General features: G+C 69.5%; 22 protein-coding genes and 1 pseudogene. 14 read left to right on the top strand and 9 right to left on the bottom strand.

All coding sequences use genetic code 11. The annotated features are described in order from the left end of the window. Nucleotides 1–154: 154 nt before the first annotated feature. The 6 genes from NRB56_RS35255 to NRB56_RS35230 all read right to left on the bottom strand — a co-directional run bounded on the left by NRB56_RS35255 (nucleotide 155) and on the right by NRB56_RS35230 (nucleotide 5,382). The gene (locus tag NRB56_RS35255) at nucleotides 155–2,362 is read right to left on the bottom strand and encodes a SpoIIE family protein phosphatase (protein ID WP_153348722.1); all 2,208 of its coding nucleotides are present in this window, start codon (nucleotides 2,360–2,362) and stop codon (nucleotides 155–157) included. Nucleotides 2,363–2,367: 5 nt separating this feature from the next. Further along, nucleotides 2,368–3,000, bottom strand: coding sequence for a SpoIIE family protein phosphatase (locus NRB56_RS35250; protein ID WP_319943989.1), 633 nt, complete (start codon nucleotides 2,998–3,000; stop codon nucleotides 2,368–2,370). Beyond that, a complete protein-coding gene (locus tag NRB56_RS35245) occupies nucleotides 2,993–3,418 on the bottom strand; it encodes an anti-sigma regulatory factor (protein ID WP_153348692.1) in 426 nt (141 codons plus the stop codon). Before NRB56_RS35245 ends, NRB56_RS35250 begins: the two co-directional genes overlap by 8 nt. Continuing rightward, complete coding sequence (locus tag NRB56_RS35240) at nucleotides 3,396–3,782, bottom strand: STAS domain-containing protein (protein WP_019925798.1); 387 nt, start codon at nucleotides 3,780–3,782, stop codon at nucleotides 3,396–3,398. The genes NRB56_RS35245 and NRB56_RS35240 overlap by 23 nt, the downstream gene beginning before the upstream one ends. A gap of 14 nt (nucleotides 3,783–3,796) precedes the next feature. Further along, on the bottom strand, nucleotides 3,797–4,690 hold the full coding sequence (locus NRB56_RS35235) for an STAS domain-containing protein (RefSeq protein ID WP_019925799.1): 894 nt from the start codon (nucleotides 4,688–4,690) through the stop codon (nucleotides 3,797–3,799). A 176-nt stretch (nucleotides 4,691–4,866) separates the two neighbouring features. Then, on the bottom strand, nucleotides 4,867–5,382 hold the full coding sequence (locus tag NRB56_RS35230; RefSeq protein ID WP_319943988.1) for a MarR family winged helix-turn-helix transcriptional regulator: 516 nt from the start codon (nucleotides 5,380–5,382) through the stop codon (nucleotides 4,867–4,869). A gap of 195 nt (nucleotides 5,383–5,577) precedes the next feature. Here NRB56_RS35230 and NRB56_RS35225 point away from each other — a divergent pair, with 195 nt between their 5' ends. The 3 genes from NRB56_RS35225 to NRB56_RS35215 all read left to right on the top strand — a co-directional run bounded on the left by NRB56_RS35225 (nucleotide 5,578) and on the right by NRB56_RS35215 (nucleotide 8,452). Then, nucleotides 5,578–7,242: a fumarate hydratase gene (locus NRB56_RS35225; RefSeq protein WP_406603574.1), complete on the top strand. Its 1,665-nt coding sequence runs from the start codon at nucleotides 5,578–5,580 to the stop codon at nucleotides 7,240–7,242. Nucleotides 7,243–7,610: 368 nt separating this feature from the next. Further along, nucleotides 7,611–8,084, top strand: a complete 474-nt coding sequence (locus tag NRB56_RS35220; RefSeq protein ID WP_153348689.1) for a M15 family metallopeptidase — start codon at nucleotides 7,611–7,613, stop codon at nucleotides 8,082–8,084. Nucleotides 8,085–8,230: 146 nt separating this feature from the next. Then, on the top strand, nucleotides 8,231–8,452 hold the full coding sequence (locus tag NRB56_RS35215; protein ID WP_153348688.1) for a hypothetical protein: 222 nt from the start codon (nucleotides 8,231–8,233) through the stop codon (nucleotides 8,450–8,452). Between the two features lie 81 nt (nucleotides 8,453–8,533). On the opposite strand, the gene NRB56_RS35210 is transcribed toward NRB56_RS35215, so the two are convergent. After that, nucleotides 8,534–9,121 (bottom strand): TetR/AcrR family transcriptional regulator, encoded by a 588-nt coding sequence (locus NRB56_RS35210; RefSeq protein WP_194291108.1) that lies wholly within the window; start codon nucleotides 9,119–9,121, stop codon nucleotides 8,534–8,536. A gap of 233 nt (nucleotides 9,122–9,354) precedes the next feature. On the opposite strand from NRB56_RS35210, the gene NRB56_RS35205 reads away from it, so the two are divergent. From NRB56_RS35205 to NRB56_RS35165, 9 genes and pseudogenes are all read left to right on the top strand, one after another. Then, nucleotides 9,355–10,479 carry an MFS transporter gene (locus NRB56_RS35205; RefSeq protein WP_153348686.1) on the top strand — a complete coding sequence of 375 codons (1,125 nt, stop codon included), beginning with the start codon at nucleotides 9,355–9,357 and terminating at the stop codon, nucleotides 10,477–10,479. Between the two features lie 234 nt (nucleotides 10,480–10,713). Continuing rightward, nucleotides 10,714–12,156 (top strand): amino acid permease, encoded by a 1,443-nt coding sequence (locus tag NRB56_RS35200; protein WP_153348685.1) that lies wholly within the window; start codon nucleotides 10,714–10,716, stop codon nucleotides 12,154–12,156. A gap of 145 nt (nucleotides 12,157–12,301) precedes the next feature. Next, nucleotides 12,302–13,399 carry an alpha-hydroxy acid oxidase gene (locus NRB56_RS35195; RefSeq protein WP_153348684.1) on the top strand — a complete coding sequence of 366 codons (1,098 nt, stop codon included), beginning with the start codon at nucleotides 12,302–12,304 and terminating at the stop codon, nucleotides 13,397–13,399. A gap of 67 nt (nucleotides 13,400–13,466) precedes the next feature. Next, a complete protein-coding gene (locus tag NRB56_RS35190) occupies nucleotides 13,467–13,817 on the top strand; it encodes a RidA family protein (protein WP_153348683.1) in 351 nt (116 codons plus the stop codon). 11 nt (nucleotides 13,818–13,828) lie between these two features. Continuing rightward, the gene (locus NRB56_RS35185) at nucleotides 13,829–14,836 is read left to right on the top strand and encodes a class I SAM-dependent methyltransferase (RefSeq protein ID WP_153348682.1); all 1,008 of its coding nucleotides are present in this window, start codon (nucleotides 13,829–13,831) and stop codon (nucleotides 14,834–14,836) included. Next, nucleotides 14,833–16,179, top strand: a complete 1,347-nt coding sequence (locus tag NRB56_RS35180; protein ID WP_153348681.1) for an FAD-binding oxidoreductase — start codon at nucleotides 14,833–14,835, stop codon at nucleotides 16,177–16,179. Before NRB56_RS35185 ends, NRB56_RS35180 begins: the two co-directional genes overlap by 4 nt. A gap of 320 nt (nucleotides 16,180–16,499) precedes the next feature. Next, on the top strand, nucleotides 16,500–17,363 hold the full coding sequence (locus NRB56_RS35175) for an alpha/beta fold hydrolase (RefSeq protein ID WP_153348680.1): 864 nt from the start codon (nucleotides 16,500–16,502) through the stop codon (nucleotides 17,361–17,363). A 53-nt stretch (nucleotides 17,364–17,416) separates the two neighbouring features. Then, nucleotides 17,417–17,572 (top strand): annotated as a pseudogene (locus NRB56_RS35170) (LmrA/YxaF family transcription factor); the annotation flags it as partial. Between the two features lie 164 nt (nucleotides 17,573–17,736). Continuing rightward, a complete protein-coding gene (locus tag NRB56_RS35165; RefSeq protein ID WP_153348678.1) occupies nucleotides 17,737–18,213 on the top strand; it encodes a DinB family protein in 477 nt (158 codons plus the stop codon). 17 nt (nucleotides 18,214–18,230) lie between these two features. On the opposite strand, the gene NRB56_RS35160 is transcribed toward NRB56_RS35165, so the two are convergent. Beyond that, complete coding sequence (locus NRB56_RS35160; RefSeq protein ID WP_153348677.1) at nucleotides 18,231–19,253, bottom strand: ketopantoate reductase family protein; 1,023 nt, start codon at nucleotides 19,251–19,253, stop codon at nucleotides 18,231–18,233. A gap of 196 nt (nucleotides 19,254–19,449) precedes the next feature. Here NRB56_RS35160 and NRB56_RS35155 point away from each other — a divergent pair, with 196 nt between their 5' ends. Next, nucleotides 19,450–19,908, top strand: a complete 459-nt coding sequence (locus NRB56_RS35155; RefSeq protein ID WP_153348676.1) for a DUF6636 domain-containing protein — start codon at nucleotides 19,450–19,452, stop codon at nucleotides 19,906–19,908. Between the two features lie 155 nt (nucleotides 19,909–20,063). After that, nucleotides 20,064–21,272 (top strand): FAD-dependent monooxygenase, encoded by a 1,209-nt coding sequence (locus NRB56_RS35150; RefSeq protein WP_319943986.1) that lies wholly within the window; start codon nucleotides 20,064–20,066, stop codon nucleotides 21,270–21,272. 328 nt (nucleotides 21,273–21,600) lie between these two features. On the opposite strand, the gene NRB56_RS35145 is transcribed toward NRB56_RS35150, so the two are convergent. After that, nucleotides 21,601–22,122, bottom strand: a complete 522-nt coding sequence (locus NRB56_RS35145) for a hypothetical protein (RefSeq protein ID WP_153348675.1) — start codon at nucleotides 22,120–22,122, stop codon at nucleotides 21,601–21,603. Nucleotides 22,123–22,163: the final 41 nt, after the last annotated feature.

The following is a 22,163-nucleotide window of genomic DNA, read 5'->3' as shown; positions in this document are numbered from 1 at the left end:
CATCGTGCGGTACTTTCTTCGTCGATTTTCCGCCATCCTGGATGTGAAAAGCCCTGGTACAGAGTTTTTTCCGATTGTTACCACCGGATAGCTGGCAAATGGGTGTCGACTGTCACATGTGGGCCAGGACCGAGGTCAGCGTGGTTTGCCGGGACTATACCCGGCCTGCGGCGGTCACCGCGACGGCCGGCAGTTTCGCTATCAGCCGAACGCGAGTGCCGATTCCGGCGTTGTCGATGATCAGTTCGTCGGTCAGCGCCCGCATCATCGCGATGCCCCGGCCGCGGTGGCCCGGATCCTCCGGTTGCGGCCGCCAGATCCCGGCGTCGGTGACCTCGATCACCACCTGCGCCATGGTGCAGTCCGCGTCGATCACCATCCGCCCGAGCGCGCCGTCGAGGTAGGCGTGCTCGATGCTGTTGCTGCATGCCTCGTTGGCGGCCGCGACCAGGTCCAGCGCCAGTTCGTGCGGTACCGCGGCGGCGGCGAGCCAGCCGGCCAGCGACCGCCGGATCGCCGACAGCCGGTTCGCCTCGGCAGGCAGGTCCAGGTGCAGCGCCCGCGGCGGCTGCCGGTAGACCACCATGGCCACGTCGTCGTCGTAGCCGACCGTGGGGCGCAGTCGGGACAGCACCGCGTCGGCCACCTCACGCGGCAACAGCGTTGCGGCGCCGGACAATTCGGCGGCCAGTAGATCGAAACGGTCGTCGATGTCGGTACCGCGTTCCTCCACCAGGCCGTCGGTGAACAGCACCAGCGTGGACCCCGGTCCGAGTTCGGTGGTGGCCTCCGGGCGGTGCGGAGGGTCGAAGGTGGCCAGCGGCACCGCGCGGCCGTCCTCGAGCAGGCGTCCCTTGCTGCCCGGTGCGGCCAGGACCGGGGGCATGTGCCCGGCGCTGGAGTACCGGACCACACCGCGCGCGGGATCCAGGATCGCCGCGCACGCCGTGGTGCACATGGCGCCCGGGATGCGGGCGGCCACCGTGTCCAGCTCCGTCAGCAACTGGGCCGGCCCGGCCCCGCGCAACAGCAGAGCCCTTGCGGCGGTGCGCAATTGACCCATCACGACGGCGGCCGACAGGCCTCGGCCGACGCAGTCGCCGACCACGATGCCGATGGTGCCGTCGCGCAGCGGCACCAGGTCGTACCAATCGCCGCCGATCTCGAGCGGCGGCAGCGCGGGCTCGTAGTGCACCGAGAACCGCGGCGGCAGCTCGATCGGGCCCAGCATCGCCCGCTGCAAGGTCAGCGAGGTGGATCGGGCCTGGTCGAAGTTGCGGGCCCGCTGTACCGCCAGCCGGAGCTGGCCGACCAGCAGCGAGAACAGCGCCCAGTCGCCCGGGGTGATCGCGCGCGGCGCGCCGAACCGCAGCCACAGCGCGGCGTCGGCGGGCTCGGCCAGCGGCGCGACGACGCCCTCCGAGCTGGCGGCGCCCTCCGGGATCGCGAACATGGTGCGGCCGGGCCACACCCGGGCCCGGTCCAGCAGCACCCGGGCCTGCGCGTCGAGCACCTGGCGCGCGGGGGCGCCCTCGCCGCTGGACATGTACAGCTCGGGCCCGGTGTGCCGGTTCGGCCACACCGACACCACCGCGGCCTCGGCGCCGATGATGCGCCGCAGCTCCTCCAGCCCGACGGCCAGCACCTCGATCACGCTGGTGGCCGCCCCCACGGCGGTGGCCAGCTGGGAGACGGCCTGGTCCCGGGCCTGCGCGTCCTGTTCGGCGGTGACGTCACGGATCGTGCCGACGTAGATCTGCTCGTGGTCCTCCGGCCGCACCAGCGTCGAGGTGCTGACCGCGAGCCACAGCCGCCGCCCGTCGCGGTGCCGCACCGGCAGCATGAACCGGGCGGTGTCGCTGGTCGTCAGCGTCGCGCCGAGATCGGGGTAGCCGGGCTCGTGCAGCGACCACGGATGCGGTTGCGGATACGGGACCCCGTCCGGGCCGTAGCCGGTGAGCGCGCCGAAGGCGGAATTCACCTCGGTGATGGCGCCGTGCGAGTCGGCGACGAAGAATCCGTCCTGCAGCGATTCCACCAGCGCGGTGCGGAAGGCGTCGCGGCCCTCCAGATCCTCCACCCGCAGCCGCTGTTGCTCGTAACTGCGTGTGCTGTCCAGGAATCCGCGGGTGGCGACGTCCAGCGCGGCCAGGGTCTGCAACAGGAATTCCAGTGCCGCTTCGGATTTCAGGCCCTCGCGGTCGAGCAGCCGGAAGTGGTGCTCGGTGAGGTCGAGGATGCTGACACCCTCCACCAGAGCTCGCCGGCCCAGCTCGTAGCCCTCCGCGAGCGTGGTCTGGCTCGGCGAATCCAGATGCAGCCCTAAGGCATTCGCGTAATCGGTGCGGAAGGCCGCCAGCATCGTGCTCACGACGCCGCCACCGTGTGCCCGCGGTGCCGGGCGGCCAGCGCCAGCGCGTCGTCGGTGTCCTTGGCGTGCACGGAGACGATGGCCTCGGTGATGTCGGCGGTCGAGGAGGCCATGTCGATGGCCTCGACGTACTCGTCGACGATGCCGTCGGTGCACATCAGCAGCAGATCGCCCGGCCGGACGGCGACGGTCTGGGTCTGCAGATTCGGCGGCAGCAGATAGCCGACGATGCCGCCGGTCAGCAGTGCCGTGGCGCGTACCACCGGTTTGCCGGGCCCGGCCGCCACCACCCGGGATTCGACATTGCCGACGCCCAGCCATTGCAGCCGGTCGCCGGCGGTGAACATCGCCAGTGAGACCGCCGCGCCCCGGGTCTCGGACATGGCGCGGTGACACATCAACATCAGGACGTCCAGCGGTTCACCCCGATTCTCGGCCAGTACCTGGACGGCGCGTGCCGCCGCGTCGGCGGCGGCGCTACCGTGCCCGAGCCCGTCGAGCACCGCGAACAGGACCGAGCCACCGCCCGCATCGAGTACGACGGCGCGGTCACCGGAGTCGCGCTGCCCCGGCAGCGCCCGGCCGGTCACCGCCCACTCGACGGTGCCGACGAATCCACCCTCATGCACCGGCGGGCACCCACTTCCACATCTCCACCAGCGTCCCCTGCCCGGGGGCGGAGTCGATGTTCAGGTGGTCCATCAGCCGCTTGGCCCCGGGCAGTCCGAGCCCCAGGCCACGGCCGGTCGAATAGCCGTCCTCGAGGGCCCGCGTGATGTCGGGAATGCCCGGACCACGGTCCTCGGCCTGAATGATCAACGCACGTCGCCCGTCCCGATCCGCCACGACGATCCGGATCTCGCCGGTGCCCGCATAACTGGTGATGTTGCGGGCCACCTCCGAGATGGCCGTCGAGATCATGGTGATGTCGGTGAGCGAGAAACCGAGTTTTGCTGCCAGTTCTCGCCCGGCCTGACGTGCGGTCACGATGTCGTTGGACACCTTCACCGCGATCACCACGTTGTCAGCGGCCACGGTCACGACCATCTCGATCGCGGCGGCGCAGCTGTCTGTTCAGCCAGGCCAGACCCTCCTCGAGGTCCAGGGCGGTGTGCATGTCCTCGAAGGTGAGGCCGAGCTGGACCATGGCGAAGGCGACCTCGGGTTGCAGCCCGACGATGACCGTCTCGGCGCCGCGCAGCTTCGTCATGTGCGCGATGGTTCGAATCGAGCGCGCGGCGAACGAGTCCATGACGTCGATCGCGGTCACGTCGACGATGATCCCCTGCGCGCGGTACTTGCTGACGTACTTCATCAGGTCGTCCTGCAACCGCTCGGTATCGGCATCCGTCAGCGCCGACTGGACGGACGCGATGAGGAATGTGCCCTGTTTCAGAATGGGTACCGGCATCGGCTCGTCCGCCGTTACCGTCCGTCGCGCTCGGTGACGCGGGTGACGTCGTATCCGAGGAGCCGCTCCGCTTCTTCGATGCCTCCCTGCAGGTCGCCGACGGCGTTCATCTTGGACAGGTCGAGGCCGATGGTCACCAGGGTCAGCGCGATCTCCGAGGAGAGCCCGGTGATGATGACGCTCGCGCCCATCAGGCCCGACGCGTCGACGGTCTGGACCAGGTGGTTCGCGACCGTGGAGTCTATCGCCGGCACACCGGTGATATCGATCACGACGACCTTGGCGCGGTTGGCCCGGATGGCGCGCAGCAACTGCTCGGTGAGCTGGCGGGCGCGCTGGCTGTCGAGCACGCCGATGATCGGGAGGATCAGCAGCTGCTCGCGCACCTGCAACACCGGCGTGGACAGCTCGCGGATGGCCTCCTGCTGCTGGCGGATGACGCGCTCGCGCTCCTGCACGAACGACACCGCGACCGTGTTGGCGATCCGGTTGGCCGCCGGCTCGTAGGCGTCGAGCACGCGCTTGAGCAGATCGAAGCTGGACTGGTACTTCTCGAACAGACTGCGCGCCAGCACATCTCGCAGGAGGAGCACGATGCCGATGACCTCGTCGGTCTCGACGCCGCGGGGAATGATGCGCTCGGAGAGGTCCCGGGCGTAGGCCTGCAGGGCCTCGACGCTACCGGTCTCGAGCACCTCGACGTAGTTGTCGTAGATCGAGGTCGCCTCGGAGAAGATCTCCTCCGGCGTCATGGCGGTCAGCAGTTGGACGTCGGTGATGCGGCGGGCCCATTCCTCGCGCAGCTCGGTACGATTCTGACGCAGGTGCTCGACCAATTGCGGAAGCAGATTCTCGACCGGCACGGTCGACAACGAATCCGCCGAGAGGCCGATGGACACGTCGGACATGGAAACTCCTGCCCCTTTCGTAAGGGTAGGTCTGGTGGTGCTCGTCAAGTTTGCTCGAACGGGCGTCTGCTGTCACCGACAGCAGCGAGCCTAGTCTTACTCGGTACCCGATGGGGCACAAACCAAACGTGTAACCGACGGAGATCACGCCGCACCGGCCGGAGATCACTCCGGTCTCAGCCGATGCTGCCGTTGTGCTGGCCGCGTAGATCGATGCGGGGAGTGTGCCGATCGGCGGTGCGCCGATGGTGCGCCAGCAGCGAATCGTAGATCGCGGCCAGCTCGGTGAGCTGCTCCCGGTCGAGGACGTCGATCATGTGCCGGCGGACGCTCGCCACGTGCGCGGGGGCGGCCGCGGCCAGTACCTCCGCGCCCTTGGCGGTCAGTACCGCGGCCGTGCGCCGGGCATCGTCGGGAATCGCTTCGCGCGCAACGAGTCCGCGCTTCTCCATCCGGGTGATCTGGTGCGACAGCCGGCTCTGCGACCACTCCAGCACCGCCGCCAGATCGGCGAAACTGCGCCGGTGGTCGGGCGCGTCGGCGAGGCGGGCCAGCACGGTGTACTCGACGTAGGTCAGGTTCGAGCGGCGCGAGGTGTCGCGGCCGACGGCGGCGGCGATGAGGTCGCGGGTGAACACGAACCCGAGCCAGGCGCGCTCCTCGACCTCGTCGAGCCAACGGGGTTCGGTCACAGGTCGACAGTTACACATTTCGCGTTGAAGGTGCAACCTTTTAGCTTGCCGCGCACGAAGATTAGGCTTGCCTGACCTCCGGGCGGCGCCGGGAGCTGGTTAGAGTCGCACTGCTTGGATTCACCCGGCTGATGTGAGCCCGACGCCGTATTGCCGCGAGCCGCTCCCCAGCCCACAGTGCAAGGAGTGCGAAACGTGTCAGCGCCCGACTTCCTGTATTCGGACCTGTTGCCGATCGGGGCGGACGACACCCCCTACCGGCTCGTCACGACCGAGGGCGTCAGCACCTTCACCACCGGTGGGCGGACCTTCCTGCAGGTCGAGCCGGAGGCGTTGCGGCTGCTCACCGCCGAGGCCATGCACGACATCAGCCACTACCTGCGCCCGGCCCATCTGGCCCAGCTGCGCCGGATCATCGACGACCCGGAATCCTCGGGCAACGACCGCTTCGTGGCGCTGGATCTGCTGAAGAACGTCAACATCTCCGCCGGCGGCATCCTGCCGATGTGCCAGGACACCGGCACCGCGATCGTCATGGGCAAGAAGTCCGAGGGCGTGCTCACCGGCGCCGACGACGCCGAATGGATCTCCCGCGGCGTCTTCGACGCGTACACGAAGCTGAACCTGCGCTACTCGCAGCTCGCCCCGATCACCATGTGGGACGAGAAGAACACCGGCAACAACCTACCCGCGCAGGTCGAATTGTACTCGGCCCCCGGCGATCCCGCGCATCCGGCGTACAAGTTCCTGTTCATGGCGAAGGGCGGCGGCTCGGCCAACAAGTCCTTCCTGTACCAGGAGACCAAGGCCGTCCTGAACCCCGTGCGGATGCTCGAGTTCCTCGACGAGAAGATCCGCTCGCTGGGCACCGCGGCCTGCCCGCCGTACCACCTCGCGGTCGTGATCGGCGGCACCAGCGCCGAATTCGCGCTCAAGACCGCGAAATACGCCTCCGCGCACTACCTCGACAACCTGCCCACCGAGGGTTCCATGGCCGCGCACGGGTTCCGGGATCTGGAGCTGGAGGAGGAGGTCTTCAAGCTGACCCAATCCTTCGGTATCGGAGCGCAATTCGGCGGCAAGTACTTCTGCCACGACGTGCGGGTCATCCGGCTGCCGCGGCACGGCGCCAGTTGCCCGGTGGCCCTGGCGGTCTCGTGCTCGGCCGACCGGCAGGCGCTGGCGAAGATCACCGCCGAGGGCGTCTTCCTGGAGCAGCTGGAACGTGAACCGGCGCAGTACCTTCCGGAGCAGACCGACGAAATCCTCGGCGGCGACGTGGTCCGGGTCGACCTGAACCGGCCGATGTCGGAGATCCGCGCGGAGCTGTCGAAGTACCCGGTGAAGACGCGGCTCGCACTGACCGGCCCGCTGGTCGTGGCCCGCGACATCGCGCACGCCAAGATCAAGGAGCGGCTCGACGCGGGCGAGCCGATGCCGGAGTACCTGCGCGACATGGCCGTCTACTACGCCGGTCCGGCGAAGACCCCGGAGGGTTACGCCTCCGGCTCCTTCGGGCCGACCACGGCGGGCCGGATGGACTCCTACGTCGACCAGTTCCAGGCCGCGGGCGGCTCGTTCGTCATGCTGGCGAAGGGCAACCGGTCCGCGCAGGTGACCCGGGCGTGCAAGGAACACGGCGGGTTCTATCTCGGCTCGATCGGTGGGCCGGCCGCGCGGCTCGCACTGGACTGCATCAAGAGCGTCGAGGTGCTCGAGTACCAGGAACTCGGCATGGAGGCGGTCTGGAAGATCGAGGTCGAGGACTTCCCGGCCTTCATCGTCGTCGACGACAAGGGCAACGATTTCTTCGCGGAGACCCAGAAGCCGATCGCACTGACCGTGCGCACCAGAAGCTGAATCTTTGGCCTTCGCTTCGCGCTGTATTCTTGGCCTTCGCTTCGCTTCGGCGGGTTCGCGGCCCCTGAGTCTCGGTCCTTCCCTCCTCCGCTCAGTCGCTGCGCTCCCTCCCTCCGTCAGTCCAGGACCGAGACGGGCCGCGAACGGGGGGCGGGGCGGCGTAGGTGAGCAGAATCAGGGCGGCTGGGCCCAGTACTCCTGCCAGGGACAGAACGACGTTCGCTGTCATCGGGATCGCCATGACGACCTCCTCGGTTGCCGGGCAAGCGGACGCCGTGTCCGGCTTCACGGTAGCTCGCGGAGCGGGGGAGATCGCCGGGAAACGCGTGATCCGGCCCGAATTGTCGCTTTGCCGATACCATCGCCGCATGTTGCGATGGCGGGTTGGTGCGGTGGCGGCGGTGGTCGCGGGGATAACGGTGTTATTGCTGGAACCGGCGGTCGGGCCCGCCGCCGGGGCCGACGGGATCGGGGGGCTGGATCCGGTGCTGGCCGGCGCGTACACGCTCGCCGAGCAGCAGGCGCATGCGGAGGGGGTGCCGTTGTGGATCAACTCCGGTTACCGCACCCCTGCGGAGCAGGAACAACTGTGGGAGGACGGGATCGCCACCTACGGCAGCCCGGGGGCGGCGCGGCGCTGGGTGCTGCCGCCGGAGGAGTCCACGCACGTCCAGGGGCGCGCCGTGGACGTCGCCCCGCAGGAGGGCGCGAACTGGTTGGAGGCCAACGGGAATCGCTGGGGGCTGTGCCGGACCTACGAGAACGAGTGGTGGCATTTCGAGGTCGCCACCGCGCCGGGCGCGCCGTGCCCGGCGATGCTCCCCGACGCGGGAGATCGCTGAGCTACTGCCGGTTTCGGCTGATTCGTCCCACGACGGTGGGACTGTTCTGCGGGGAACAGCTGCGGTGGACGTGGGGGATTCGGCATCCTGGTGAGTCGGTGGAGGTGCCGGCATCCGGCCGGGCGGTGACGGGATGGAGGGTTCGAGTGGCGGAGGCTGTGGGATCCGAGCGCGGCAGGGCGGGTGGCATACAGTGCCCGCGCGGCTGGCTGCTGGTGGAACTGCCGAGTGCGCTGCTGCTGGCGGTCTTCGTCGGCACCGGCTGGCTCGGTTACGCGCGCCAGGACCGGCCGTCGGATCCCGCTCCCGCCGTGACCAGTCCCGCCGACGGACCCGACGCGTGGTCGCGAATCATCGGGCCGCCCTAGCGAATTCGCGGCGACGGCGCGGCCGGCCGGCTGGGCGCGTGAGTTGCTCACCGGCTCGGCGCTTTTCGGGCCCGTCGCGGTTCAGACCGTCAGGCCCAGTGCGCCGGCCACCGCGCGGGTCAGCCGATCGGTGACCTCGTCGACGGACCAGCGCCGATGCTCGCTGAGGTCGTACACCACGCGCTCGTCGAAGATCGTGATCCACAGCAGCACCGCGTAACCGATGTCGGGCTCGCCTGATCGGCCGTCGCGGGCCAGCGCGTCCAGGACGCCGGCGAGGGTGTCGTGGAGGGCGACGATGGATTCGTCACCGGCGGCGAGCCGTTCCACGAACCCCTGGCTGCTACGGATGTACCGGATGGCCGCGCCCCACTGCGTGGCCTGTTCGACCCACGTGCGGCAGACCCGCCGGAAACGCTCGGCGGGCGCCAAGCCGTCGCCGATCGCGCCGAAGGCCTCCAGGAGTTGTTCGATCGCCCGCCGGTGGAACGCCTGCATGGCGTCCTGCGGGGTGGGGAAGTGGCGGTAGGCCGTTGCGACGCCGACCCCGGCCTCGGCGGCGAGTTCGGGGACGGAGAAACCTACCCGGCCGGCGGTCAGCAGGCTGCCGACCGCGCCGACCAGCAGTACTCGGCTGCGCTGCGCGTCGCTGCGGGTGTTCACGGGCACCCCACCATCCTGCGGGAACCAGTGCCCGCCGCGCCACGAGGGTGGGTGTGGCGCGCATAGGAGCGTTGACGATGGCGGTTCGGCCGCGCCATGGTGTGACGGGCGACACAGGGTCGGCCGCCGTGCTGATGTAGAGAAGTTCTTCTCACTTCTCTATTCTCGAAACGAGAAGATCTCCTCGATTCGGAGGCTCGATGAGGCTGGCGGCTCCAGGGACATTGTTGGTGCTGATCATGGCACAGCCCAACCTGGCGACCGGGATGATGCCGTACTACCGGCACGCCTGGGCGCTCGCGCCGCTGCTGATCACCGTCATCTTCGCCGCGTACCTGATCGCGCTCACGCCCACCCTCTCGCTGCTCGGCACCCCGGCCTCGCGGGCCGACTGGTGGTGGCGCATCGCCGTCGGCAGTGCCTGCGGGGTCGGCGCGGATTGCGCGATGGCACTGGCACATTCGGCCGTGGTGGCCTGCGTGGCGCGGATCCTCGCCGGGCTGTCGGTGGGTCTGGTCACCGGATCGCTGGCCGGTCTGATCCTGGAGCGCCGCGGCGAACGCGGGCGCACCGCGATGGCCAGCGCCACCGTGATCGGTTCGGCCCTGGGCACGTTCGCCGCGGCAGTGGTCGCGCAGTATCTGCCCGCACCGGGGGTCGCGGTGTACGCGGGGCATGCCGTGTTGCTGGCCGGCGCCGCGGCGGCGGTGGTGTCGGACCGCGCGGTCCGGCCCGCGGCCGCCGGAAGTCGTTCCGGTGCGGCGTCTCTCGTCGCCGAACCGGCCGCGGCGGGCTACCTCACCGGTATCTCGGCCTGGGTCTCGGCCGGTCTCGTGGTGGCGCTGCTGCCGAGTTACGGCGCGGAACTGCTGGGCACCGGCAATCTCGTCCTGCTCGCGCTGCCGGTGGTCCTGTATCTGGTGACGGCCTGGCTCGCGCAACGCGCGCTGCCCCCCAATCGTCTTCCCGCCGAACCGATCACGGCGCAGCTGATCATCATCGCCGGGGTGCTGATCGCCGCGGCGGTCGCCTGGCTGCCGAGCCTGCCCCTGTTGCTGTGCGGCGGCGCCGTCGCCGGATGCGGGCAGGGCCTGGCGTATCGCGCCGGGCTGCGGATCGTGAGCGTCGCGGCGCCGCCGGAACACCATGCCCGCCTGTCGTCCCGCTTCGCCGCTGTCGCGTACCTGTGCGCGGCGGTGGGCACGATCGCCCTCGGCGCCGTGGCCTCGCTCGCCGCCATGCGCGACGCGGTGCCGGCCGGGGCGCTCACCCTGATCGTGATCGTCGCGGCCACGGCCGCCGTCCGGCGGCGCGCGGCGTCGCGCGCCGCGAATGTCCCGCTCGTCTCGTCCACAACCGCATGATCCACTCCCACTGAATTCCGGGCCGGTTTCGGTCCGGAACGAAATTCCGGCGTGTCCGGAATCGCGCGCGGAATCCACTGCCGTGCGCATTTGTCGTGCCCGAAAACGGTTGTGCCGCAATGCATTTCACGAAAATATGGAAACCGGTTCGTTACACTGGTTCACCGGCCGAAAAAAACGGCTTGGTTCACTGAAATGCGTACTCGGAAATACATTTCGTGAACGGATTTCCTCATGACGACATCAACCCGGGTCGGTACCGCAGCGCTGCGCCGGACCACCTCCTTCCGCGTGCGCAGCACCGACGCCTCGAATGCCGCGGCAGTCCCCGACAGCGGGTTGAAACGCACCCTCGGGCGCGTGGATCTGATCGCGATGGGGGTCGGCACGATCGTCGGCGCCGGCATCTTCGTGACCACCGGAATCGCCGCCGCGACGAAAGCCGGTCCGGCGATCATGCTGTCGTTCGTCCTCGCCGGGGTGATCTGTGTCCTGGTCGCGCTGTGCTACAGCGAATTGGCCTCGATGACACCGGTTTCCGGCAGTGCCTATACCTACACCTATTCCACGATGGGGGAGGTGCCGGCCTTCCTGGTCGGCTGGAATCTGCTCCTGGAATACGCGGTGGCGGCCGCGGCCATCGCCATCGGCTGGTCCGGATTGTTCGGCGCGACACTGTCGTCGCTGTTCGGCGTCACGCTGCCCAAGGCGATCTCCGGCGGCCCCAGCGACGGCGGCGTGGTCAACCTGCCCGCCGTCGTCATCGTCGGGGTATTGGTCGCGGTGCTGGTGTTCGAGGTGAAAGTGGCCGCGGCCGTGGTGAAGACACTCGTGGCACTCACCATCGGCGTGCTCGTGCTGGTGGTCGCCATCGGCGTACCGCATCTGCACGGCGGCAACTGGACCCCGTTCATGCCCTTCGGCGTGCACGGCATCGCCGCGGGCGCGGCGCTCGCGTTCTTCGCCTACCTGGGCTTCGACGTCGTCGCCACCTCCGCCGAGGAGACCCGCGACCCGCGCCGCAACCTGCCGTGGGGGATCATCGGCTCGGTCGTGATCGCCACCGTCCTCTACGTCGCGGTGTGCGCGGTGCTGACCGGCGTCGCGCCGTATCCGAGCCTGAACAACTCCGCCCCGGTCGCGACCGCGCTGGCCGCCATCGGCGCCGGCTGGATCGGCAAGGTGATCCTGGTCGCCTCGGTGATCGCGCTGACCAAGGGCCTGCTGATGGTGTTCTACGGCCAGACCCGGCTGGTGTTCGCCATGAGCCGCGACGGCCTGGTGCCGAAGTCGCTGTGCCGCATCAGCGCTCGCGGCGTCCCGGTCCGGCTGTCCTTGGCGCTCGGCGTCGTCGTCGCGCTGGTGGCGGGGCTGCTGCCCATCGGCACCGTCGCCGAACTGGTGAACATCGGCGCGCTGTTCGCCTTCGTCATCGTCGCGCTCGGCGTGCTGATCCTGCGCCGCACCGACCCCGAACGGCCCCGGCCGTTCCGGACCCCGCTGATGCCGATCGTCCCGCTGGTCGCGATCGCCGGATGCATCTGGCTGGCAACCACTTTCGAGGCGCTGACCTGGCTGCGCTTCGTGATCTGGAGCGCGGTCGGCCTCGCCCTGTACCTCGGGTACGGCCGGCGGCACTCGCTGGTCGGCCGCGCCGGAACCGAGGCCGTCGCATGACCGGTCAGGCGCGGAGGAGGCAGCGCAGCGTCACCACGCAGCGCCCCGGTCAGGCGAGAAAGGGACACGGCATGACCGGTCAGGCGCGGAGGAGGCAGCGCAGCGTCACCACGCAGCGCCCCGGTCAGGCGAGAAAGGACACGGCATGACCGCTCAGCTCGACAGCTTCTATCCCACCGGCGTCACCTTCGGGACGCTCGACGAGATCCACCGGGCCGCGGCCGCCGCCCTGCCCGCCGACGTCTTCGACTTCGTGGAAGGCGGTGCGGGCCAGGAGATCACGCTGCGCGCCAACCGAGCGGCGTTCGAGCGCTGGCGAATCCTGCCCGAGCCGATGAGCGGGGTCGGCGCGCCGTCCACCGCGACCGAACTGCTCGGCATGCCGCTGGCCACCCCGATCCTCACCGCGCCGTTCGGCGGTGACGGATTGTTCCATCCCGACGGTCATCTCGCGGTCGCGCGGGCCGCCGCCGGCCGCGGCGCGCTGGCGATCGTGCCGGAGGCGGGCAGCTACTCCTACCGCCGGGTCCGGGAGGCGGGGCCGGCGGCGGCCCGCATCGCCCAGGTGCATCCGTTCGCGCACGCGGGAGCCGTCGCGGCGCAGGTGCGGCGACTGGGCTACCAGGCGCTGTGCGTCACCGTCGACTGCCCGGTCGGCGGGTTCCGCACCCGGAACATGGGCAACCGGTTCGACCCGGATCAGCGCTTCTTCGCCGGCAATCTGACCGGCGCCGACGGCGCTCCCGGCGTGGCCGAGGTCTTCGGTCAGCTGCTGAAACGCGGTGCCACCGTGTGGAACTGGGACCAACTGGCCGAGGCCGCGAGCCGGTTCGGGATGCCCTGGATCGCCAAGGGCGTACTCACCCCGGCCGCCGCCGAGAAGGCCCTGGAGATCGGTGCCACCGGTCTGGTGGTATCGAATCACGGTGGGCGGCAAGTGGATCCGGCGCCTGCCAGTCTGGACATGTTGCCGCGCATCCGGGCCGCCGCGGGACCGGACGTACCCATCCTGCTGGACAGCGGGATCCGCACCGGCGCGGACATCTTCGTCGCCCTCGCGCTCGGCGCCGACGCGGTGATCATCGGCCGATCCGCCCTGTACGGGCTGGCCGCGGCCGGCGCCGCCGGCGTGGACCGGGTGCTGGAGCTGCTCACCGAGGAACTGCGCACGCTGATGATCCTCGCCGGGGCCGCGACGGTGTCCGACATCGGCCGCGCCCGCGTGCTGAAGGCGGACTCGTGAGGTCCGGCGCGGCTATCCGGCCGCGGCAGTGGGTCGTGAGGGGATCCGTTGCCGTGGAGGAGATCCGGTGAGCGCGCCACGATTCCCGGCGGCCCGCCACGGTGGCGGACTGCTGTTCACGTCCGGGCTGGCGGCCATCGATCCGGTGACGATGACGCCGTCGGTCACCGATTTCGACGAGCAGGCCGCCGAGGTGTTCCGGCAACTCGACACCGCGCTCGGCGAGGCGGGCAGCACCCGCGAACAGGTCCTCAAACTCGACTGCTATCTGGCGGATCGGCAGTGGTTCCCCGCGTGGAACGCCGCCTTCGCCGCCTACTTCCCGACGGCCGCACCGGCGCGGACCACCACCGTCACCACCCTGCCCATCGACGGGCTGCTCATCGAAATCCAGGCGATCGCCGTCGCCGCATCCTAGGAAGTTCGATCATGACCGCAGTGACCCCACTGATCCACCAGTCCGCCTCCACCACCGCCGAATTCACCATCAGGGACGTCATCGAGGGCCAGACCGCCGGCCATCTGATCGTCGCCGCCGACGATTGGGGCTGGTGGACCGCGCTGCTGAGCGGCGAATCCATCGTGCCCACCACCGGTATTCAGCAGACCGTCGCCGACGGCCTGATCCGCGCCGGATTCCTGGCCCGCCGCGGCCACCGCTACCAGCTCACCCACACCGGGCACGACGTGGGCAAGAACCGTGGCTTCGTGCGGGTGGCGGTGCGTGGCTGGGAACCCACCTTCCGGCAGGTGTCCGACAGCGCGCACCGCGAACACATCTCGGCCGCAACGGATCCCGGCGCGGTGGCGCTGGGCTGCTCGGATATCGCGCGGCGGAAACCGGAATTCTTCGCCGGCATCGGCCATGCCATCGCCACGGGCACCCCGGGCTGCACCATCGACCTCGGCTGCGCCGACGCGGGCCGGGTCACCGCGCTGGCGGGCCTGGCGCCCCGCGAGCGATTCCTCGGCGTCGACATCGAGGCGGGCGTGATCGCCGACGCCACAACGGAACTCGCCGCGAAGGGCTTGTCCGACCGGATCACCCTGCTGGCCGGATCGGTGCAGCCGGAAGCCGAACCCCCGGCCTGGCTGGACCGGGTGGACCGCGACGCCGTCACCACCGCCATGTCCTTCTTCCTGCTGCATCAACTCGCCAGCGACGGCGGCGGGATCACGCCGGTGCTGCGCGGCTGGATGGACTGGTTCCCGAACCTGCGCCGCCTGGTCATCGGCGACGGCTACCTGGTCGAGGCCACGTCGTGGACCCAGCAACCGTGGTTCTCACCCACCTACGAGATCTACCATTCACTGACCGGGGTCCGGCTGTGGACCCGGCAGCAGTACGAGTCCGCGTTCGCGGATCTCGGCTGGTCCATCGCACGCCGCATGGAGGACCACACGATGCTGGTGACCACGATCCTGGAGCGCGAATGACGACCGCCCCCGCGCTGCCGCCGTTCGAGGTCGACACCCGCGCCGGGGTGCTCGACCAGTTCACCGCCGACGAGACCGGGCGCCCCGGGCGGCGCCCCCTCGGGGTGGTGTACGCGAAGTCCGCCGCTGAGGTACTCGCCGTGGTGGAGTGGGCCCGGGACACCCGGACCCCGATCATCGCGCACGGCGCCGGAACCAGCCTGGAGGGCCACCTGCTGGCCGGCGGCACGGAACTGATCCTCGATCTGTCCCGAGCGGATTCGATAGTGCGGATCGATCCGGCGGACTTCACCGCGACGGTACAGCCGGGTGTCACCCGCACCCGGCTCAACGCCGCCACCGCCGAATACGGCCTGCAGTTCACCGTCGACCCCGGCGCGGACGCCTCGCTGGGCGGCATGGCCGCCACGAATGCCAGCGGCACCACCAGCGTCCGCTACGGCGGCATGCGCGCCAATGTCCTTGCCCTGGAAGTGGTCTTCGCCGACGGCACCCGCACCCGGCTGGGCCGCGCGGTCCGCAAGTCCGCCAGCGGCTACGGCCTGAAGGATCTGCTGATCGGCTCGGCGGGCACTCTGGGCATCATCACCGAACTCACCGTCCGCCTGCACCCGATCCCGGAATGGCTACGGTCACTGCGCATCTCGTTCCCGACGATCGAGACCGCCGTGGCCGCCGCGGTGGACATGCTGGGCCTGGCCCTCCCCGTGAGCCGCCTGGAGTTGGTGGACGGCCCCAGCGTCTCCGCGATCAACGCGTACCGCGGCACCACCCACCCCGAAACCCCGGCCCTGTTCATCGATCTGGAGGCGGCGTCGGCCCCCGCCGCGGCCGCGGACGAGGCGGAGATCCGCCGAGTCTGCGAGACGAACGAGGCCCTCGAAATCGCGGTGGCCCACACCCACACCGACCGCCAAGCCCTCTGGGAGGACCGCCACACCCTGTTCTTCGGCATCAAGGCCCAGCACCCCGGCCACCGCTTCCTGGTGACCGACACCGCCGTCCCGTTCTCGAAGATCGCCGCCGCCGTGGCCACCGCCACCCGCCTCGCCGCCGAACTGAACCTCCCGGTCAGCGTCGCCGGCCACATCGGCGACGGCAACGTCCACGCCGTCGTCCCCTACACCGACGAAACCCACTCCGCCGCAATAACATTCTCCGATCAAGTCGTCCGCCACGCCCTCGCCGCCGGCGGCACCGCCACCGGCGAACACGGCATCGGCCTCGCCAAGAAGCACTACCTGCGCGAGGAACACGGCCCAGCCACCGACATCATGACCACCGTCAAACGCGCCCTCGACCCCCTCGGAATCCTCAACCCGGGCAAGATCCTCGACGTGTGAGCAGGTACGTGTGCCCCGAATCCGGCCGGGCGCAGGTCAGCCGAGTCCGGATTCGGTGGTGGGGTGGACTCCGAGATCTCGCGGCAGGCCGCGTGGTGCCGAGGCGGACGAGGGCCATGTCCCACCGGTCGTTCGCTCACAACGTGTACGTCTGTCCAGATCCTATGGTGAGGCGGCGAAACTGGTTGTGCCCAAGCCATCTTCGGCTTTCCCAGTGTGGGGTGGTTGTCGGTGCGCGGGTACGGTCCTGCGCCGACCGATGAGTTTCGGGCGGATCCGCCGTCATGCCTGCGGGTGTATCGACCGACAGGAGTACAGGCATGGCGAGACCGGTTCACGAGGGCACGAACTCGGTGCGGGCGAACGGTGTGGATCTGGGGATCGAGAGTTTCGGCCGGGTGGGTGATCCGCTGGTGCTGTTGATCGGTGGCACTACGATGTTGTCCTGGCCCGACCCGCTGTGCGAGCGGCTCGCGGCCGGCGGGCGGTGGGTGGTTCGCTATGACCTGCGCGACTGCGGCGCATCGACGACGCTCGATCCGGAGGATCCCGGCTACGATCTGCGGGATCTCGTCGGCGATGCGAGCGCGCTGGTGGGGGCGCTCGGTGCCTGGAGTGCCCAGCTCGGGGGTATCGGCGTCGGTGGGATGGTTGCCCAGGTCGCGGCACTGGACCACCCGGACGTCTTCCGCGCGCTGACTCTCGTGGGCACTCGGCCGGTGGCGCCGGGGCCGGTCGACGAGGATCTGCCGGACCATGATTTCGCGGTCCTGGGGGCGTTGTTCTCGAGTCCGTTTCCGGACTGGGCTGATCGGGACGCTGTCGCGGCGTTCGCAGCCGCGGGGGCCGGGCGGATGGGCAACGATCCGGAGGAGGCGCGGGCGACGGCGGTGCGGATCTGGGATCGGACACCGTCGAATGATCCTGTGCTGCACCGGGCGAACCAACTCGGGACGGTGTTCTCGCGGATCGACTGTGCGCCGCGCTGGCGGGAGCGGCTCGGCGAGCTCGACGTGCCCGCGCTCGTGGTGCACGGGCGCGCCGACCCGTTCTTCCCGGTCGGCAACGGTGAGGCGCTCGCCGCCGAGATCCCGGGTGCGCGGCTGCTCGTCCTGGACGACATGGGGACCGCGTTGCGGGCTGCCGCGGCCGATCGGGTCGCGGCCGCGATGCTCGAGTTGTGATCGGCTGTCGCGGAACGACTTTCGCCGATTGAGGGCATCGGCTCACCGGTGCGCTCACCGCCGCCGGGATGTCCCCGGAGGCGGAGGCCGATCTGGCGCGACTGCTGATCGCGCTGCTCGAGGGTGCGCAGGTCCTGTGCCGGGCCGCCGGCGACCGCGAACCTTTCGAACGGGCCGCGCGGGCGGTGCTGGCCGCCGTGCCCGTATAGTCGGGATCAGGCTCGTCGAGCCCGCTTCTGCCGCGGGCTGTCGATCGTCCGATTGCGATACGTGATGGGACGGATCTCTGTTGTCTCCGGCGAACCGAATCCGAACTCCCAGAACATCGGTCTGTCCGGTCTGTGCCGGCCCGGCCGAGGAAGGACGCTTTCCGATGATTCCTCCGACCCATACCGCCGGCGCCGAACGAGAATTGCTGGAGACGATGCTCGACTGGGCGCGTGCCGAACTCGTCGACTCCGTGCGCGGACTGTCCGAATCCGACGCGCGGCGTCGGCTCGTCCCGTCGCTGACCACCCCGATAGCCTTGATCAAACATGCCACGTTCTCTCAGCGAATGTGGTTCCAGCGCATACTCGGACAGCTCGCCGATACCGACTGCGACGGCCCGCTGTGGGCGCACGGAGGTTTCCAGGTCGAGGATTCGGAGACCGTGGCGGAGATGATCGCCGAGTTCGAACGCGCAAGTGCCCGAGCCAGATCCATCGCGGCGGGAATTCCCCTGGAGGAAACTCGCGTGCATCCGCGCCTGGGAGTCGTCAGTCTGCGCTGGATCTACCTGTTCATGATCGCCGAACTCGCCCGGCACAACGGCCATAGTGACATTCTGCGTGAACAGATCGAGGCATGATCGGTTCTCGGGACCGGCTACGACCGAAGGTGCGAGGCGGTCGAGGCTCGAATCCCGGGCGCGCTGTCGAACGCGGCGCGTAAGTCGTTGTCGGACAACGAACTCGGCGGGCGGCCCGCGCGCACGAACTCGTTCGCGATCCGCCGTGCGAATTCGTTGACCGGCGCGGGCGTGCCGTGCAGGCGGCCCAGCAGCACGATTTCGCCGTTGAGATAGTCCGATTCGATCCGGCCGGTGCCACGGGCAACGCTCTGCCACGACGAACTACCCGAGATCCCGGCTCCTTCGACCGGGGCCGTCTGTCGCAGGGAGTCGCCGAGCCGCCGATCCTCCTCCTCGGCTCCGGTGAATTCGATTCCGGCCGCGGCGAGTACCCGCTGCCCCTCCGCCTTCAGTTCGGCGATGATCTCCATCGCCGTCGGGCCGGGCTCGGCGATCGCGTCCACGGCGTTGACGAGATTCTTCAGCAGCTTGGCGTATTTCCAGCGCATGATGTCCGGACGCGGGGTGGAGCGGCAGCCGGTCGATTCTATTGCGGCAGCGATGGTTTTGGCGTTCTCATCGACTCCGCCGGGGTACCGGCCGATGTCGAGTACCGCCGGCGTCGGCCAGCACCGCGGTTGCACCACACCCGGCCGGAGGTGGACGACGGGGAACATCGTCCACATGCCGTACACGTTCGGGAACCGGCGCAGCGCGGCACGTTCGTTGGCCACGCCGTTCTGGGCGCAGACCACCGGTACACCCGGATCGGCGGCGGCTTCCAGGTCGCGCAGCGCCTGCTCGGTGTCGTTGCTCTTGACCGTCAGGAACACGACATCATCGGCGGAGATGGACAGTTCGTTCGGGGATGCCACTGCCGCAACGGGAATCGTGTCGGCGCCGACCGGGGTGATCAGCCGCAGTCCGTCCGAACGCAGCGCGTCCAGGTGCGGTCCGCGGGCGATCAGGACCACCTCGTGACCGGCTCGCGTCAGCAGCGCGCCGAGCCCGCCGCCGACCGCGCCCGCACCGTAGATGACGAATCGCCGATTACCCATGAGGAATTCCTGCCTTCGGTGCCGGACGGACTGACCGCGACATTACGCGCCGACGCTCATTCGCTCGGTCAGGCATGGTCGCGCCGCCGACCCGGACCGGCGAAGCCGGTTCCCGGGCGGGCCGGCCGACCTAGGATCTCGGTGTGGCGGTGCGGAATCGGGACCGTCGCAGGACTTGACGAAACGGAGCACGTCAGTGACAACCCCCGGACTCACGAAGCTCGCGCTGCTCGCCGCGCCGGCCGCGGCGGTCATCGCCTTCCCGGGCATCGCCCACGCCGACAGCGACTCGTTCCAGTCTCCGTCGGGAAACATCTTCTGCGCCATGAGTGTTCGTGACGACGGCACGGGCAGCGTCGTCTGCGAGGGTGACGGTCACTACGCCGTACCGAAACCGGCGGACTGCCATTTCGCCTGGGGTGACCGGTTCAGCCTGGACCAGGGTGGCGAAGCGGTCTCGCACTGTCACGGGGACACGATCGTTCCGTCGTATTCGTCGCCGGGTAAGAATCCGAATGTGCCGACCCTCGACTACGGCCGGACCCGGTCCGCGGGCAGCATCACGTGCGACAGCGAACGCACGGGCATGACCTGCGTCGACGCCGGAACCGGGCACTACATCCACCTGTCCCGGGAATCGAACGACATCGGCTGAGGGCCACTACAGCTCGCGGCGCGGACCGGATTCGGCGGCACCGATGAATTCGGGCCGGATCGGCCGTCGGTACCCCATGAGCACACCGGTGGCGGTGGGGCCGGAGCAGCGGACGATCCGGGCGATGATCCGGGGAGTAGTGACCAGGAGGCGCAGTGAGTGATATCAGGGTTTTGGTGGCGGGGGCGAGCATCGCGGGGCCCGCGCTGGCGCACTGGCTGCGCCGGCGCGGGGCCGAGGTGACCGTGGTGGAGCGGGCTCCGGAGCTGCGGCCCGGTGGCCAGGCGGTGGACGCGCGCGGGGTCACCAAGGAGGTCATCCGGCGGATGGGGCTCGACGCGTCGGTGCGCGCCGCGCGCACCGAGACCGCCGGCGCGCACACCGTGGACGCGGACGGGAAGATACTGGAGACCTACCGCGCGGACGACGACGGCGGTGACGGGTATATCTCGGAGATCGAGATCCTGCGCGGCGACCTGTCCCGGGTGCTCCACGACGACACCCGCGACGGCGTCGAGTACATCTTCGGCGACCGGATCGCCGAGCTCACCCAGGACGCGGACGGGGTCGACGTCACCTTCGCCGGCGGCGACCGGCGGCGTTTCGAGCTGGTGATCGGGGCCGACGGTCTGCATTCGGCGTTGCGCGCCATGGTCTTCGGGCCGCAGGAGCGGTTCATCCGCCATCTCGGGCACGCGCTGGCCTTCTACACGGTGCCCAACGAGTTCGGACTCGAGCGCTGGATGCTCGACTACCAGGCGTCCGGGCGCTCCGCCGGCCTGCGGCCCGTCCCGGACCCGACCCGGGCGATGGCCATGTTCTTCTTCACCGCCGCCGACCTCGACGTCGACTACCGCGACGTCGAGGCCCAGAAGCGGCTACTGCGCGAGCGCATGAGCGGCATGGGCTGGCTGGCCCCGCGCATCCTCGCGCACCTGGACGACACCCCGGACTTCTACCTCGACCAGGTCGCCCAGGTGGTGATGGACCGCTGGTCGGACGGCCGCGTGGGACTGATCGGGGACGCGGCGTTCAGCTCGTCACCGCTGTCCGGGCAGGGCACCGGGCTGGCCCTGGTCGGCGCTTACGTGCTGGCCGGGGAGCTGGCCGCCGCCGGGTGGGATCCGGCGGCCGGATTCGCCGCCTACGAGGCGCGGATGCGCTCGTTCGTCGAGGCCAACCAGGAGATGGGCCGGTTGCACGCGCGCAGCCTCGAAGCGGGACCGGATGCCGAGCCGGATACGGGGCTGGACGAGGCCGCGTTCCACGCGCTGATCGAGCGGGCGCTCAACGGTGTGGAGCTGTCCGACTACGCGGGGGTACCGGACTCCGGGGCCCGGGTCACCTCCTCGGCCCAGGCGTAGAGGCCCCGACGTGAGCGCGCCGCCACCCTGGGCGCCCGGACCGCCACCCCCGAGGGTGGGCAGGTCCGCCACCCGGGGTGGGTAGTGGCCGGGGCGCGGTCCGGTGACGATTGAGTTGCTCCGAATTTCGCACGGGGCTTCGGGTTCCGTAGCGAACCGATCGAGAAAGACCGGACCATGCGTACTTTCGTCACCATCGTCGCCGCCACCGCGCTCCTCGCCATCGGCACCGCGGCAGCCGTCTTCATCGCCGTCTCTTCGATGTAGTCGTGGCCGTGCGAGCTCTGTGCGGTACCGTCTTGCGGCTGTGACCGGGGCCGCAGCGTGCCTACCAGCGGACCATGGGTAGCGGGCGGGTGGGATGGGTCAGTGCGTAGGCGACCCCTCGGCGGATGAGGAAGGTGTGGAAACCCTCGTAAGGTAGTTGCGCGGCAACGGCTTCGATGTCGGCGCGGGTCGCCGGACGGCGAAGCAGGCCGCGGGTGGCGTCGATGCGGTCCGCGAGCCGGAAGGTTTCGGACAACCGGTCGTCGGTCGCATGGAGGCGGTGATGGTCGAGAACCATTCGCCGCGTTCCCTCGATGTCGTCGATTCCGAATTCCGCGGCGTGTTTCGAGACCAGATCCGCCGAGGGGTCCAGGTAGTCCCAGGTTCCCGCGGTCCAGATGCCGAGGTCGTGGACGGCCCACGCCAGTGCGGCGGTACCCGGCACCGGCTCGCCCAGCAGCAACTGGTGATAGTTCAGGCTGCGCAGCACGTGATTTCGGTATGCGGGCAGCGCGGTACCGACCTCACGGCGGTATCGATCGAGAATGGCGTCCACGATCGGATGGGATGTTCGCACCTGCATGTTCCGCTCCCGAGGTGCCGGTGGATCCGATGCGGTTCGGA

Origin of the sequence: Nocardia aurantia (genome assembly GCF_009604425.1) — a bacterium.
GTDB classification, from domain to species: domain Bacteria; phylum Actinomycetota; class Actinomycetes; order Mycobacteriales; family Mycobacteriaceae; genus Nocardia; species Nocardia aurantia.
This window is presented reverse-complemented; position numbering and strand designations above follow the sequence as displayed.